This window comes from Streptomyces sp. RKAG290 (genome assembly GCF_023701695.1).
In the GTDB taxonomy this organism is placed as follows: Bacteria; Actinomycetota; Actinomycetes; order Streptomycetales; family Streptomycetaceae; genus Streptomyces.
Genome location: NZ_JAJOZC010000001.1, coordinates 5,405,585 through 5,418,853, shown reverse-complemented (window position 1 = coordinate 5,418,853; position 13,269 = coordinate 5,405,585). Strand labels below are relative to the sequence as shown.

General features: G+C 71.4%; 11 protein-coding genes and 2 pseudogenes. 8 read left to right on the top strand and 5 right to left on the bottom strand.

Features of this window, described 5'->3' with window-relative positions:
- Nucleotides 1–687: an HtaA domain-containing protein gene (locus tag LNW71_RS23895; protein ID WP_374119535.1), complete on the bottom strand. Its 687-nt coding sequence runs from the start codon at nt 685–687 to the stop codon at nt 1–3.
- A 24-nt stretch (nt 688–711) separates the two neighbouring features.
- On the opposite strand from LNW71_RS23895, the pseudogene LNW71_RS23890 reads away from it, so the two are divergent.
- From LNW71_RS23890 to LNW71_RS23865, 6 genes and pseudogenes are all read left to right on the top strand, one after another.
- Nucleotides 712–1,251, top strand: a pseudogene (locus LNW71_RS23890) (FecCD family ABC transporter permease); the annotation flags it as partial.
- A 7-nt stretch (nt 1,252–1,258) separates the two neighbouring features.
- Nucleotides 1,259–2,098 carry a heme ABC transporter ATP-binding protein gene (locus LNW71_RS23885; protein ID WP_250970099.1) on the top strand — a complete coding sequence of 280 codons (840 nt, stop codon included), beginning with the start codon at nt 1,259–1,261 and terminating at the stop codon, nt 2,096–2,098.
- A 190-nt stretch (nt 2,099–2,288) separates the two neighbouring features.
- Nucleotides 2,289–3,425: an iron uptake system protein EfeO gene (efeO, locus tag LNW71_RS23880; RefSeq protein WP_250970098.1), complete on the top strand. Its 1,137-nt coding sequence runs from the start codon at nt 2,289–2,291 to the stop codon at nt 3,423–3,425.
- Nucleotides 3,426–3,448: 23 nt separating this feature from the next.
- Nucleotides 3,449–4,761 (top strand): annotated as a pseudogene (gene efeB / locus LNW71_RS23875) (iron uptake transporter deferrochelatase/peroxidase subunit).
- A gap of 38 nt (nt 4,762–4,799) precedes the next feature.
- A complete protein-coding gene (efeU, locus tag LNW71_RS23870) occupies nt 4,800–5,771 on the top strand; it encodes an iron uptake transporter permease EfeU (RefSeq protein WP_250970097.1) in 972 nt (323 codons plus the stop codon).
- Nucleotides 5,704–6,636 (top strand): hypothetical protein, encoded by a 933-nt coding sequence (locus LNW71_RS23865; RefSeq protein WP_250970096.1) that lies wholly within the window; start codon nt 5,704–5,706, stop codon nt 6,634–6,636. The genes efeU and LNW71_RS23865 overlap by 68 nt, the downstream gene beginning before the upstream one ends.
- 170 nt (nt 6,637–6,806) lie before the next feature.
- On the opposite strand, the gene LNW71_RS23860 is transcribed toward LNW71_RS23865, so the two are convergent.
- Together LNW71_RS23860 and LNW71_RS23855 are read right to left on the bottom strand one after the other, a co-directional pair.
- Nucleotides 6,807–7,553 (bottom strand): bifunctional DNA primase/polymerase, encoded by a 747-nt coding sequence (locus LNW71_RS23860; RefSeq protein ID WP_250970095.1) that lies wholly within the window; start codon nt 7,551–7,553, stop codon nt 6,807–6,809.
- 143 nt (nt 7,554–7,696) lie between these two features.
- Nucleotides 7,697–8,311 (bottom strand): TetR/AcrR family transcriptional regulator, encoded by a 615-nt coding sequence (locus LNW71_RS23855; protein WP_250970094.1) that lies wholly within the window; start codon nt 8,309–8,311, stop codon nt 7,697–7,699.
- A gap of 184 nt (nt 8,312–8,495) precedes the next feature.
- Here LNW71_RS23855 and ddaH point away from each other — a divergent pair, with 184 nt between their 5' ends.
- The gene (ddaH, locus tag LNW71_RS23850; RefSeq protein WP_250970093.1) at nt 8,496–9,308 is read left to right on the top strand and encodes a dimethylargininase; all 813 of its coding nucleotides are present in this window, start codon (nt 8,496–8,498) and stop codon (nt 9,306–9,308) included.
- On the opposite strand, the gene LNW71_RS23845 is transcribed toward ddaH, so the two are convergent.
- On the bottom strand, nt 9,305–10,390 hold the full coding sequence (locus tag LNW71_RS23845; RefSeq protein WP_250970092.1) for a small ribosomal subunit Rsm22 family protein: 1,086 nt from the start codon (nt 10,388–10,390) through the stop codon (nt 9,305–9,307). The genes ddaH and LNW71_RS23845 overlap by 4 nt on opposite strands.
- Nucleotides 10,391–10,532: 142 nt before the next feature.
- Between LNW71_RS23845 and LNW71_RS23840 the strand changes: the two genes are divergently transcribed.
- A complete protein-coding gene (locus tag LNW71_RS23840) occupies nt 10,533–11,885 on the top strand; it encodes a hypothetical protein (protein WP_250970091.1) in 1,353 nt (450 codons plus the stop codon).
- 19 nt (nt 11,886–11,904) lie between these two features.
- On the opposite strand, the gene LNW71_RS23835 is transcribed toward LNW71_RS23840, so the two are convergent.
- Entirely contained in the window at nt 11,905–13,230 is a 1,326-nt protein-coding gene (locus LNW71_RS23835; protein ID WP_250970090.1) for a multidrug effflux MFS transporter, read from the bottom strand.
- Between the last annotated feature and the right edge of the window lie 39 nt (nt 13,231–13,269).

The window sequence follows — 13,269 nt, the reverse complement described above, 5'->3', positions numbered from 1 at the left end:
TCAGGATGAACAGGTACGAACGGGGGTGGTGCGGGAAGGGGATGAGCGAGGGGGGTCAGGAGGGGCTGTCCGGCGTCGAGCGGTTGCGGCGCACCAGGAACAGCACGCCGGTCGCCACCGCGGCGAGCAGACCCGCCCCGCCGAGAGCGAGGTACAGCCCGGCCGGGGAGCCCTCGTCCGCCACGGCCTCCGTGGCCTTCGGGGTCTTCGCGGTCTTCGGCCCGGGGTGTCCGAGGGCTGCGCCGAAGCACCGGGATCGCTGCCCAGGTCGGGGAGCGCGGGCAGTTGTGCCTTCGCGTCGACGGCCACGGCGAGCGAGAGGGGGTCCATCGCGGTGCCGGTCTTGTAGAGGGAGCCGAAGGCCTTGGCGCCGTCGGTGGTCAGGGTGGCGGGGACTTCCGTGAGGACGGCGAGGCCGCTCTTCGGCACGAAGTTCTTGGCGGCGAAGGCGACGAGCGGGACGGCCTTGCGGGTGGCGCCGTCCCTCAGGACGTCGGCGCTCAGCGTGCCCTTGCCGGCTTTCAGCCCGACCGCGAACCGGGACAGCGTCAGATCGAGGTCACCGGCCCCGCTGAAGCGGACACTCCCGGCGAAGTCCGCGGCCAGGGTCTGCCTCTTCGGGTCGTACGTGCCCCGGCCCTTCGGGAAGCGGAAGAGCGCGCCGCCGTCCCGGGCGCCGTCGGCCAGGGTCCATTTCCCCTGGCCGATCGGGCCGGTGACGTACTCGCGGGCGCGCTGATCGGCCTGTTCATCTTCTTCGCCGACAACGCGCAGATCACCCAGATCACCTTCTGGCAGCTCGGTTCGCTGGCCCAGGCCACCTGGCCCAAGGTGCTGGCCGTGCTGCCGTGCGCGGTGCTCGGACTCGTCCTCGCGCCGCTGCACGCACGCAGGCTCGACCTGCTCGCTCTCGGCGAGCGGCCCGCCCGCCACCTCGGCGTCGACGTCGAGCGGCTCCGCATCGTGCTGGTGCTCCTCGTGGCCCTGCTGACCGCCGCAGCGGTGGCGGTCGCCGGGATCATCTCGTTCGTGGGGCTGCTGGTGCCGCACCTGCTGCGGATGGCGAACGGATCCGGCCACCGCTTCCTGGTCCCCGGCAGTGCGCTCGGCGGCGCGCTGGTGCTCGTCGCGGGCGATCTCGCGGCCCGTACCGTCGCCGATCCTGCCGAGCTGCCGCTCGGCGTGCTCACCGCACTCTTCGGCAGTCCGTTCTTCTTCTGGCTGCTGCGCAGGACCCGTCGCAGGCAAGGGGCTGGGCATGAGGGCCTTGCGCAATACCTTTACGGCCCGCCACCGGCAGCTGCCCGTCCCCGTCTCCCCCGGCACCCCGGTCGCCGAGGCGCACGGGCTGCGGGTCCGGCTGGGCGGGCGGCAGGTGCTCGACTCCATCGAACTGACGGTGCACGCGGGCGAGGTGCTGGCGCTCGTCGGCCCGAACGGGGCCGGGAAGTCGACACTGCTGGCCGCGCTGGCCGCCGATCTGCCCGCCGACAGCGGTGCGGTACTGATCGGCGGGCGGCCGGTCACCGACTGGTCCGCGCCCGAACTGGCGTTGCGCCGGGCCGTGCTGCCGCAGTCCGCGGCGCTCTCCTTCCTCTTCCCGGTGGAGGACGTCGTACGGATGGGGCGGGCGCCCTGGGCCGGCACGGAGCGGGCGGAGGAGGACGAGGCGGCGGTCCGGACGGCGATGGCGGCCACCGAGGTCACCGAGTTCGCCGCGCGCCCCTTCTGCGCGCTGTCCGGCGGCGAGCGGGCCCGGGTCGCGCTGGCCCGGGCACTGGCTCAGCGCGCTCCGCTGCTGCTGCTCGACGAGCCGACCGCCGCGCTCGACCTGCGCCACCAGGAACTGGTGCTGCGGATCTGCCGGGAGCGGGCCGCCGCCGGTGACGCGGTCGTCGTCGTCCTGCACGATCTGGGTCTGGCGGCCGCGTACGCGGACCGGGCCGCCGTGCTGCGGGACGGCCGGCTCGCGGTGGCGGGGCCGCCGGCCGAGGTGTTCACGGCTCCGCTGCTCAGCTCGGTCTACCGGCAGCAGGTCGAGGTGTTCCCGCACCCACGCACCGGGGTGCCGCTCGTCGTACCCGACCGGACCGCTTGACCACCGCTTTACCTTTTCCGGGCTCGCCCGTGGGTCGGTCGTGATCATCCCGTTCCCGCCCTCGCGCAGTGAGAGCTGAATCACTGCATAAGTGGGCGCCGGTCAGGTAAGGCTCGGTTAAGTTAGGTCCGCCTCACCTGCCCTTGTCCAGCCTTCCTCTTCTTCTCCTTCATCTTCATGTGGAGCCCGTATGCGAGCCGTTCGTTTCTCCGTCGTCACCGCTGCCGCCACCGTGGCCGCTCTGACCGCCGTCACGGGCTGCGCCGAGAAGAGCGACGGCAAGGGTGACGGCGCCGTCCAGGTCGTCGCCAAGGACGACTCCTGCACCGTGTCGAAGAAGAAGCTGCCGGCCGGGCACGTCGAGCTGGCCGTGCAGAACAAGGGGGCGAAGGTCACCGAGGTCTACGTCCTGTTCCCGGACGACCGCATCGTCGCCGAGCGCGAGAACATCGGCCCCGGCACCAAGGCCACCATCACGGCGGAGATCAAGGCCGGTTCGTACGAGATCGCCTGCAAGCCCGGCATGAAGGGCCACGGCATCCGGCAGAAGCTCCAGGTCACCGGGGGCTCCGCGGCCAAGCGCAGCCCCGAGATGGACAAGGCCGTCGCCGCCTACCGCACCTACGTCCAGGAGCAGGCCGACGAGACGCTGCCGAAGGCCAAGCTCTTCAGCGACGCCGTCGCCGCCGGGGACCTCGACGCCGCCAAGAAGATCTACGCCGGCTCCCGCCTCGGCTGGGAGCGCACCGAGCCCGTCGCCGAGTCCTTCGGTGACATCGACCCGAAGGTCGACGTCCGGGCCGACGGCCTGGAGGACGGCCAGAAGTGGACCGGCTGGCACCGCCTGGAGAAGGCGCTGTGGCAGGACAAGAAGCTCGGTGCCGAGGAGAAGGCCCTCGCCCCGACCCTCTACAAGGACCTGCTCGACTGGCAGAAGCGGGTCGGCACGGCGGAGATCACCCCGACGTCGATGGCCAACGGCGCCAAGGAGCTCCTCGACGAGGTCGCGACCGGCAAGGTGACCGGCGAGGAAGAGCGCTACAGCCACACCGACCTGGTCGACTTCAAGGCCAACGTCGAGGGCGCGGAGAAGTCCTACGAGCTGCTGAAGCCGATCGCGTCGAAGAACGACGCGGCCCTGTCCGCCACCCTGGACAAGCGGTTCGGCGAGCTGAACAAGCTGCTGGACACCTACCGCAAGGACACCACCTCCTACGAGTTCACCTCGTACGAGAAGGTCGGCAAGGCGGACCGCAAGGACCTGTCGGACGCGGTCAACGCACTGGCCGAGCCGCTCTCCAGGCTCGCCGCCGCGGTGACCAAGTAACGAGTCGGGGAAGGGCTCCGGGGATGTCCGAGGAGACGCAGAACACGGCCGCCGGCGACGCAACGGCCGAGGGGCCGGCTTCCGGCGCCCCGGCCGCCACGGGTCCCGGCGGCGCCCCTTCCCGGCGGGCGCTGCTCGGCTGGGGCGGCGCCGGACTGGCACTCGGCGCTGCGGCGGCGGGTGGCGCCGTCGTCGCGACGCGCTCCGGGACACCCCGGTGGCGGCCGCGGACAGCGGCGCCGCGGTGCCCTTCCACGGTGCGCACCAGGCCGGTATCTCCACCGCCGTCCAGGACAGGCTGCACTTCGCCGCGTTCGACGTGACGACGAAGGACCGGGCCGAGCTGATCTCGCTGCTCAAGGAGTGGACCCGGGCCGCCGAGCGGATGACGGCCGGTCACGCGGTCGGCGACGGGGCGTACGGGGGCCTGGCCGAGGCCCCGCCGGACGACACGGGCGAGGCGCTGGGGCTCAAGCCGTCCCGGCTGACGCTGACGATCGGCTTCGGTCCCTCGCTGTTCGCCAAGGGCCGGTTCGGTCTGGAGGACCGGCGGCCCGACGCGCTCGTCGACCTGCCGAAGTTCCCCGGCGACAACCTCGACGCGGCCCGCAGCGGCGGCGACCTGTGCGTGCAGGCCTGCGCGGACGACCCGCAGGTGGCGGTGCACGCCATCCGCAACCTGGCCAGGATCGGCATGGGCCGCACCGCGATCCGCTGGTCGCAGCTGGGCTTCGGCAAGACGTCCTCGACGACGCCCGGCGCGCAGACCCCCCGCAACATGATGGGCTTCAAGGACGGCACCCGGAACATCTCCGGTACCGACACCGCGGCGCTGGACAAGCACGTCTGGGTCGGCGCGCAGGACCGGGCGGACTGGATGACCGGCGGCTCCTACCTGGTGGCCCGGCGCATCCGGATGCACATCGAGACCTGGGACCGGACCGGACTGCAGGAGCAGGAGGACGTCTTCGGCCGCGACAAGGGCGAGGGCGCGCCGGTCGGCAAGGCGAAGGAGCGCGACGAGCCGTTCCTGAAGGCGATGCTGCCGACCGCGCACGTGCGGCTCGCGCACCCGGACAGCAACGCCGGGGCGACCATCCTGCGGCGCGGCTACTCCTTCACCGACGGCACGGACGGCCTGGGCCGCCTGGACGCCGGGCTGTTCTTCCTCGCGTACCAGCGCGACACCCGCAAGGCGTTCGTACCGCTCCAGCGGCGCCTGGCGGCACACGACGCACTCAACGAGTACATCCAGCACGTGGGTTCGGCGCACTTCGCCGTCCCGCCGGGCGTCCGCGACACGGACGACTGGTGGGGCCGGGCGCTGTTCTCGTAGGCCTCTTACGTGCCCCCCAGCGGAAAGGGAACCGAAACGTGTTCAGCAACTTCTTGATCGGCCTGCGCGAGGGCCTTGAGGCCAGCCTGGTCGTCTGCATTCTCATCGCCTATCTGGTCAAGACCGGCAACCGGAACAGGCTGCTGCCGATCTGGGTCGGTGTCGGCGTCGCGATCGTGGTCAGCCTGGCGTTCGGCGCGGGGCTCGAGTTCGGCTCGCAGGAGATGACGTTCAAGGCGCAGGAGGCGCTGGGCGGTTCGCTGTCGATCGTCTCGGTCGGTCTGGTCACCTGGATGGTCTTCTGGATGCGGCGCACCGCGCGGCACCTGAAGGCGGAGCTGCACGGCAAGCTCGACGCGGCGCTCGCGATGGGCACCGGCGCACTGGTCGCCACCTCGCTCCTCGCGGTGGGCCGGGAGGGCCTGGAGACCTCGCTGTTCGTGTGGCGTGCGGTGCACGCGGCGGACGACGGCTGGCACCCGATGATCGGTGCGGTGCTGGGTATCGTCGCGGCGGTCGTGCTGGGCTGGCTGTTCTACCGCGGTGCGCTGCGGATCAACCTGGCGAAGTTCTTCTCCTGGACCGGCGGCATGCTGGTGGTCGTCGCGGCCGGTGTGCTCGCCTACGGCGTGCACGACCTGCAGGAGGCCGAGTTCCTCGGCGGTCTGCAGAACCGGGCGTTCGACATCAGCGCCACGATCCCGCCGGACAGCTGGTACGGCACGCTGCTCAAGGGCACCTTCAACTTCCAGCCCGATCCGACCGTTCTTCAGGTCACGGTGTGGGCGCTGTATCTGATCCCCACGCTCGCGCTGTTCCTCGCCCCGGTAGGGTTCGCACGGTCAGTGGGGGCGACGGATCAGAAGGCGCAGAAAGCAACGGATGAGAAGTCTGAGGCCGGTTCGGCTGGCGACGGGGCTCGCGGCGGCGACGGTGCTGAGCATGACGGCGAGCGGGTGCGTGACGGTGCACGGCGAGCTGGAAGTCGTGCCGGCGGCGACGAGGTCTGAGGCCGCGCAGGCCCTGGAGGACTTCACCGCCGCGTACAACGCCGCGGACAAGGCGTACGACCCGGCGCTGGACGAGGACCGGGTCGGCGGCTCGCTCGGCGCGATCAACCAGGCGGGTCTGAAGGCGCGGCAGAAGAACAACCCGGACGGCAACGCGAACCACCGCTCGCTGGAGCTGACCGACGCGAACTACGTCATCCCCAAGAAGGCGGGCTGGCCGAGGTGGTTCGTCGCCGACACGGACTCCAACCGCGACCAGGACGGCGGGAAGCAGGACACCCGCTGGCTGCTCGTCTTCGTCAAGTCCGGTTCCGGCGCCGGATGGAAGGCCACCTACCTCGCGGTCGTCGCCCCGTCGCGGCTGCCCGAATTCGCGAAGGACGGCGACGGCCGGGCCGAGCCGGTGCCGGCGCACAGCGCCGGACTGGTGGTGGCTCCGCAGGACTTGGGCAAGCAGTACACGGGGTACCTGCAAAAGGGCGTCCCGGACGTCTTCGCCCCGGGATCGGCCACCTCGCTGTGGCGCACGGCACGCCTGAACACCCGGCGTGCGGGGTTCTCGTACCAGTACATCGACCAGCCGCTGAACAACGGCGCGTTCGGCCCGCTCGGCCTGCGGACGCAGGACGGCGGGGCGCTGGTCTTCTTCAGCAGCAAGCACTTCGAACGGCAGACGGCGGCGAAGGGACTGCATCCCACGGTCGCCCCGGACGTACGGGCGCTGCTGAGCGGCGAGGTGAAGAGCACCCTCACAAAGGAACGGGTCTCCAGCCAGCTGGTGTACGTCCCGAAGAAGGGCACGGGAACAGGCAAGGTGATCGTACTGAACCGCCTCCCGGGCCTGACCTCAGCAAAGGGCTCCTGACCCAGATCAAGCCCGCCCGGCGATTGAGGGCACCCACCAGCCCGCCCGAGCCAAATCAAGCCCGCCCGGCGATTGAGGGCACCCATCAGCCCGTCCGGCGCTTGAGGACAACCGGACCGCCGGACGCCCCGGCACCCGCACCCGCCGCGCCGCCCCCACCAGGCCACCGCCTACCGGCTCAGCGGCCAAGCCACCGACTCGTGGTCGACATCACTCTGCTCCGCAGAGCCGACGAACCGCGCACACGCCTCCGTCAGCGTCTCCAGCAACGTGAGCGGATCCGGCAGCGGATGCTCCGGCCCCCGCACCCACCGCACATCCAGCTCACCCGGCAGCCGCGCGGGCGGCAGCAGCACATAGCTGCCGCGGCAGTGCCAGCGCAGTCCGGGGTGCTCGTCCATCGTCTCGGGGTGGCAGTCCAGCTCGCACGGCCACCACTCGTCCTCGTCCTCCGGCGTACCCCGCGTCGCGGTGAAGAAGAGCATCCGGTCCTCGCCGGAGCGGGCCACCGGGCCCACCTCGATGCCGGCCGCGAGCAGCCGCTCGAGCGCCTGCGTACCCGCCGAGAGCGGGACGTCGAGAACGTCGTGGATCATGCCGGTCGCCGTGATGAAGTTGGCCTGCGGCTGGCTGCGGGCCCAGCGCTCGATCTGGGCGCGGTCCGTGGTGGACTGCGTCTGCCAGGCGAACGAGATCGGGTGTCTGGCCGGGGTGGGACAGCCCATGCGCTCGCACGAACATCTGTAGCCGAGCGGATGGGCAGCGGGCGCGATCGGCATTCCGGCCTCGGCGACAGCCAGGAGCAGTGCCTCCCGTGCGGTCTCGTCGACCTCGCTCTGCTGCGCTTTGGGTCGTCGGCGCAGCCAGTGGGAAAACTTGCTCTCTGAGCCGCGACTACGGCCGAAATCGGCGCCCATCTAACCCCTTACCTCAGCGTTGCCCCTGCCTATGGTCCCACCATCCTGCGCCTCGGGTGGCCAGAGTCGGGAAGCGGGGTGCGGAGGCCGGTGCCATGAGGTGAGCACTATCGCACCTCTTGTCACGAAATGACGGATGCGCTTCACGGAGTTGCGAGGCCGTGCAGGGCGTAGTCGACGATCGCGTCCGCGTACGCGTGGGTGAGCGGCAGGGTCCGCAGCAGCCAGCGGTGGGTGAGCGGGGCGACGAGGAGTTCCAGGGCGATCCTGGGGTCGATGCCGGCCCGCACCTGCCCCGCCTCCTGCGCGGCCCGCAGCCGGGTGACGTAGAGCTGGAGCGAGGGATCGAGCAGCTTCCGGACGAATTGGGCGCCCAGCTCCGGATCGACGATCCCCTCGGCGGCGAGGGCGCGGGTCGGCGCCTCGAAGGCCGGGTCGTTCAGCTCGTCCACCGTGGCCCGCAGGACGAGCTTGAGGTCGGCGGCGAGGTCCCCGGTGTCCGGGAACCCGGCGGCCGGCTCCCCCGCGTCCTGCGCCGCCCGGTTCCCGAGGTCGATGAACGCCTCCAGGAGCACGGCCGCCCTGGAGGGCCACCAGCGGTAGATCGTCTGCTTCCCGACGCCCGCGCGGGCCGCGATGGCCTCGATGGTCGTCTTCCCGTAGCCCACCTCGCCGACCAGGCCCAGCGCCGCGTCGTAGATCGCGCGGCGGGAGCGCTCGCTGCGTCGACTGGAGTCGGGGGGCCGGTTCTCTGCCATGCCGGCCAATGTAGCAGCGGGATGAACCGATACGTATCGTCTCACCGGCTCGTCGGAACCACCCGATCGGTTCACTGTGCGGCGGGCCCCGGACAGCGCACCATGGGCTCACGCACACACCCGTGCGACGCACCGGCCGCGACGGCCCACCAACGCCGTCGCGACGATTCGTGAGGAGCCCTCATTGCCTCGTGAAGCCACACCCCGCCGCTACCTGATGTGCGCCCCGGCCCACTTCAGGGTGACGTATTCCATCAACCCGTGGATGGACCCCACCAAGCCCGTCGACCTTCCGCTGGCGCAGACCCAGTGGGAGGACCTGCGCGACCGCTACCGCTCCCTCGGCCACACCGTCGAGCTGCTCACGCCCCGCCCCGACCTGCCCGACATGGTCTTCGCCGCCAACGGGGCCACCGTCGTCGACGGCCGGGTGCTGGGCGCGCGCTTCGCCTACGAGGAGCGGTTCGCCGAGGCGGAGGCCCACCGCGACTGGTTCCGCGACCACGGCTTCACCGAGATCCATGAGCCCGCGCACGTCAACGAGGGCGAGGGCGACTTCGCGGTGACCTCCTCGTACCTGCTCGCCGGGCACGGCTTCCGGTCGAGTCCCCTCTCGCACGGTGAGGCGCAGGAGTTCTTCGGGCGGGCGGTGATCGGTCTTGATCTGGTCGATCCGCGTTACTACCACCTGGATACGGCGCTGAGCGTGCTGGACGAGTCGGCCGACGAGATCATGTACTACCCGCCCGCCTTCTCACCGGGCAGCCGCGCGGTCCTGGCCGGTCTGTTCCCGGACGCGCTGATCGCCGACGAGGCGGACGCCGCGGCCCTCGGACTGAACGCGGTGAGTGACGGGCGCCATGTGCTGCTGCCGCAGGCCGCCACGGGGCTCTTCGACCCGCTGCGGGCGCGCGGTTTCGAACCGGTGCCGATGGACCTGAGCGAGCTGCTCAAGGGCGGCGGCAGCGTGAAGTGCTGCACCCAGGAGCTGCGCTAGGGCCTCTCGTCTGGATCATGCCGGGTTCTGTCGTCCGGATCGTGCTCGGCCCTCGGGCCGGGCACGATCCGGACGCGGAACCGGCTAGCCCGCGTCCTCGGGGGTGGCCAGGCGTCGCCCCAGTCGGTGTCCCGGGCGGCGCGGTACAGCTCGCCGTGCCGCTTGGTGACCGTGGCCCGTTGCAGGGCCTCGTCCCGGGTGCACAGCTCCAGGAGCACCTGCCCCTTGCGGATCTGCGGCCTGCGGGTGACCCGGGCGCCGACGGGCTGCGTGGCGAACCGGGTGGCGACGACGTAGCTGAACTTCTCGTCCTCGTACGGCAGCGAGCCGCCCTTCACCTTCCGGTGCAGCGAGGAGCGGCTGACCCGGGCCGAGAAGTGGCACCAGTCCGTGCCCGGCTCGATGGGGCAGGCGTCGCTGTGCGGGCAGGGCGCGGCGACGCCGAACCCCGCCGCGATCAGCCGGTCCCGGGCCTCGATGACCCGGGCGTAGCCGTCGGGGGTGCCGGGTTCGACGATCACCACGGCCTGGGCCGCTTCGGCCGCGGCGTCGACGAGTGCGGTGCGGGCCTGCGGCGTCAGCTCGTTGAGCACGTAGGAGACGGTCACCAGGTCCGTGGCGGCGAGGTCGAGGTCCGTGCCGATCCGGGCCCGCTGCCACTGCACGGAGCCCAGTGCCGGGTTGCCGGAGGCCTCGGCCAGTTCGCGGCCGAGGGCCAGCGCGGGTTCGGCCCAGTCCAGCACGGTGGTGCGTGGCCCCTCCCACGCCCCGGCGACCGCCCAGCTCGCCGATCCGGTGCCGCCGCCGATGTCGGTGTGCGTGGCGGGCACCCAGTCCGGCGCGGCCTCGCGCAGGGCGTGCAGGGCGGACCGTACCGCTTCGAAGGTCGCGGGCATCCGGTACGCGGCGTACGCGGCGACGTCCGAGCGGTCGCGGAGCACCGGGACGTCGGTGGGAGTGGTCCCCCGGTAGCTGGCGATGAGCCGGTCGACGGCCTGGGCCGCCTTCTTGGGCGGGAGCCCGTCGAGGAGTCCGGCCAGTGCCGCGCGCAGGGCGTCCGCGGTGGGGAGGGTGACGTTCACCGACGGAATTGTAGGCGGACCCGACCGGGCCCGTTCTCCGTGCGGAACCGGGACAGAACGGCGACCGAACCGAACTGCGGAGAGCGACGGACCAGTTGCTACGCTGACCGGCGCGAGGTCGGGAAATGCTCATCGGGGGACCATGAGACAGAAGTTCGGGCACCTGACTCTGGTTTCCGGGGGGAGCGTGCGGCAGCGGATCGTGCGGCTGACCCTGGTCGCCGGGTTGCTGGTGCTCGCTCTGCTGCTCTTGCTGGCCACCTGCGGGGGCGGTGGCGGCAAGGTCGACGGCAAGGCGAAGAAGCCGGTGAAGAACACGGGTCCGGCGACGCAGCTGCCCGTCCCTTCCGCGTACACGACACAGCGCGGCTGGGAGCTCATCGGCACCTCGCCCGACTACGCGGTCTCCCGGACGACCGGGCGGCTGGCCTATCTGGTGCGGGCGGCCGGCAACCAGTACCGGCTGCGGACCATCGACTCGGAGACCGGGCGGTCGGGCTGGAGCGGGGAGAACTGGCGGCCGCCGGCGGCCACGCACTTCCCCAGGCTGCTCACGGTCACCACGGACGACCAGGAGTACTTCGTGACCTGGTCGTACGGGAAGATCGGCGAGAACGCGCTGACTCCCGCCGACACGATCATCTCCCTCGACGTGTACTCGGTGGAGGACGGCGCCCGTCAGCGCGTCGAGGTGCCGTGGAACTCGGTGCCGACCGTCACCGGCACGGGTCCCGGCATCCTGATCAGTGACGGCCGGGCCGACAGCGTGGTGGTGGATCCGGAGTCCGGCAGGATCACCAAGGTGCCCGCCAAGGCGTTGAAGTACCCCAAGGGCTGCGCGTCCTGCCGGCAGCTCACCGAGGTGCGCGGACTGACCTCGAAGGGGCTGCTGGTCAGCGGCGCACGGGAGTTCTGGGTACAGGGCGGCTGGTTCAGCCGCGATGTCGCGCCCAAGGGCGCCGACCGGCAGAGCGGTGTCCCGACGTCCGTGGCCCCGGGGGTGGTGCTGGCGAAGTGGAAGCTCGCCAAGGGGGCGAAGCGTGCCGCGACCCATGACCTGTGGACGGTGCACAGCGCGGAGACGGGCAAGCCGCTGGTCTCGGTGCAGTGCCACAAACCCGCGATCGAGCCGGGCCAGTACCCGCAGGCGGTCGTCTCGCAGTCGGGCAACTACCTGGTGGCCGGGAACCTCGCGTACGACCTGAGCGCCAGGAAGGGCTTCTGCTTCGAGGACAGCGCGGGCGCGAAGTCGCTGACGCTGGCGTCCGTGAACGACGACGGGACGGCGTACGGGGCGACGAGCGTGCGCAACGCGGCGGACGTGCTGGCCGGCCGCGGCTTCCCGATCGAGGTCGAGGTCGTCGCCGGGACGACGGACGTGCTGCCCCCGAACGTGCGGGTGCCGGGCGCGGAGGGCGCGGAGGGGATCGGCCTGTTCCGCTGGACGGACGAGAAGGAACGGCTGCACCTGATCGGCTACCCGCGGGCGGACTGACCGCCCGGCCCCGCCCTCGTCACGGCCGCGCGGCCACCTGCTGCCACGGCCGGCACAGACCCAGGAAGCACGCCAGCGCACCCACCGCGCAGACGAGCTGCACGACGGCCATCGGTACCGCCGTCGCCTCCCCCGCGATCCCGACGAGCGGCGAGGCGACGGCGCCGATCAGGAACTGGGAGGTGCCGAGCAGCGCGGAGGCGGACCCGGCGGCGTGCTTGGTACGCATCAGGGCCTGCGCGTTGGTGTTCGGCATCGCCAGCCCCATCGCCGACATCAGGACGAAGAGCCCGCCCGCCACCGGCACGAGTCCCACGTCGCCGAAGACCCCGGACGTCATCAGCAGCAGCGCAGTCGCGGCCGCCACGATGACGCAGAGCCCGAAGGTGAGCGTCTTGTCGAGGCTGATCCGGCCGACCAGGACCTTGCCGTTGATCTGGCCCACGGTGATCAGGCCGACGGAGTTGATCCCGAAGAGCAGGCTGAAGGTCTGCGGCGAGGCACCGTAGATCTCCTGCACGACGAACGGCGAGGCACTCACGTACGCGAAGAGGGCGGCGAAGGCCAGGCTGCCCGCGATCATGTAGCCGGTGAAGGCCCGGTCGGCGAGCAGCCCGCGCATGGTGCGCAGCGCGTCACCGATGCCGCCGGTGTGGCGTTCCGCGGGCGGCAGGGTCTCGTGCAGCCACTTCCAGACGACCAGGGTGAGCAGGACGCCGACCACGGTGAGGACGGCGAAGATGCCCCGCCAGTCGGTGATCCGCAGGACCTGTCCGCCGATGACCGGTGCGATGACCGGCGCGACGCCGGAGATCAGCATCAGGGTGGAGAAGAACTTGGCCATCTCGATGCCGTCGTACATGTCGCGCACCACGGCCCGCGCGATCACGATGCCGGCCGCGCCCGCGAGGCCCTGCAGCAGCCGGAAGCCGACGAGGAGTTCGACGGTGGGCGCGAAGACGCAGATCGCGGTGGCGAAGACGTAGACGATCATGCCGAGGAGCAGCGGCCGGCGCCGGCCCCAGCGGTCGCTCATCGGTCCGACGACGACCTGGCCGAGCGCCATGCCGGTGAGGCAGGCGGTGAGGGTGAGCTGGACGGTCGTGGCGGGTGCGTGCAGCGCGTCGGTGACGGCGGGCAGTGCCGGGAGGTACATGTCCATGGACAGCGGCGGCAGCGCCGTCAGGCCGCCGAGGACCAGGGTGACGAGAAGTCCGGTGCGCCGGGCCGCCGTGCTCGCGGCCGGGCCGGGGGGAGGTGGGAGGTGCCCGCCGGGAAGTACGGTCCCGGCGCCGGTGTCGGATATAGGTGTGTGCTGGGCCCGGCTGACGCCGCTCTCCGGCATTCTCATCTCCATTGTCGTCGAATCCGCCTCTATGCTCTC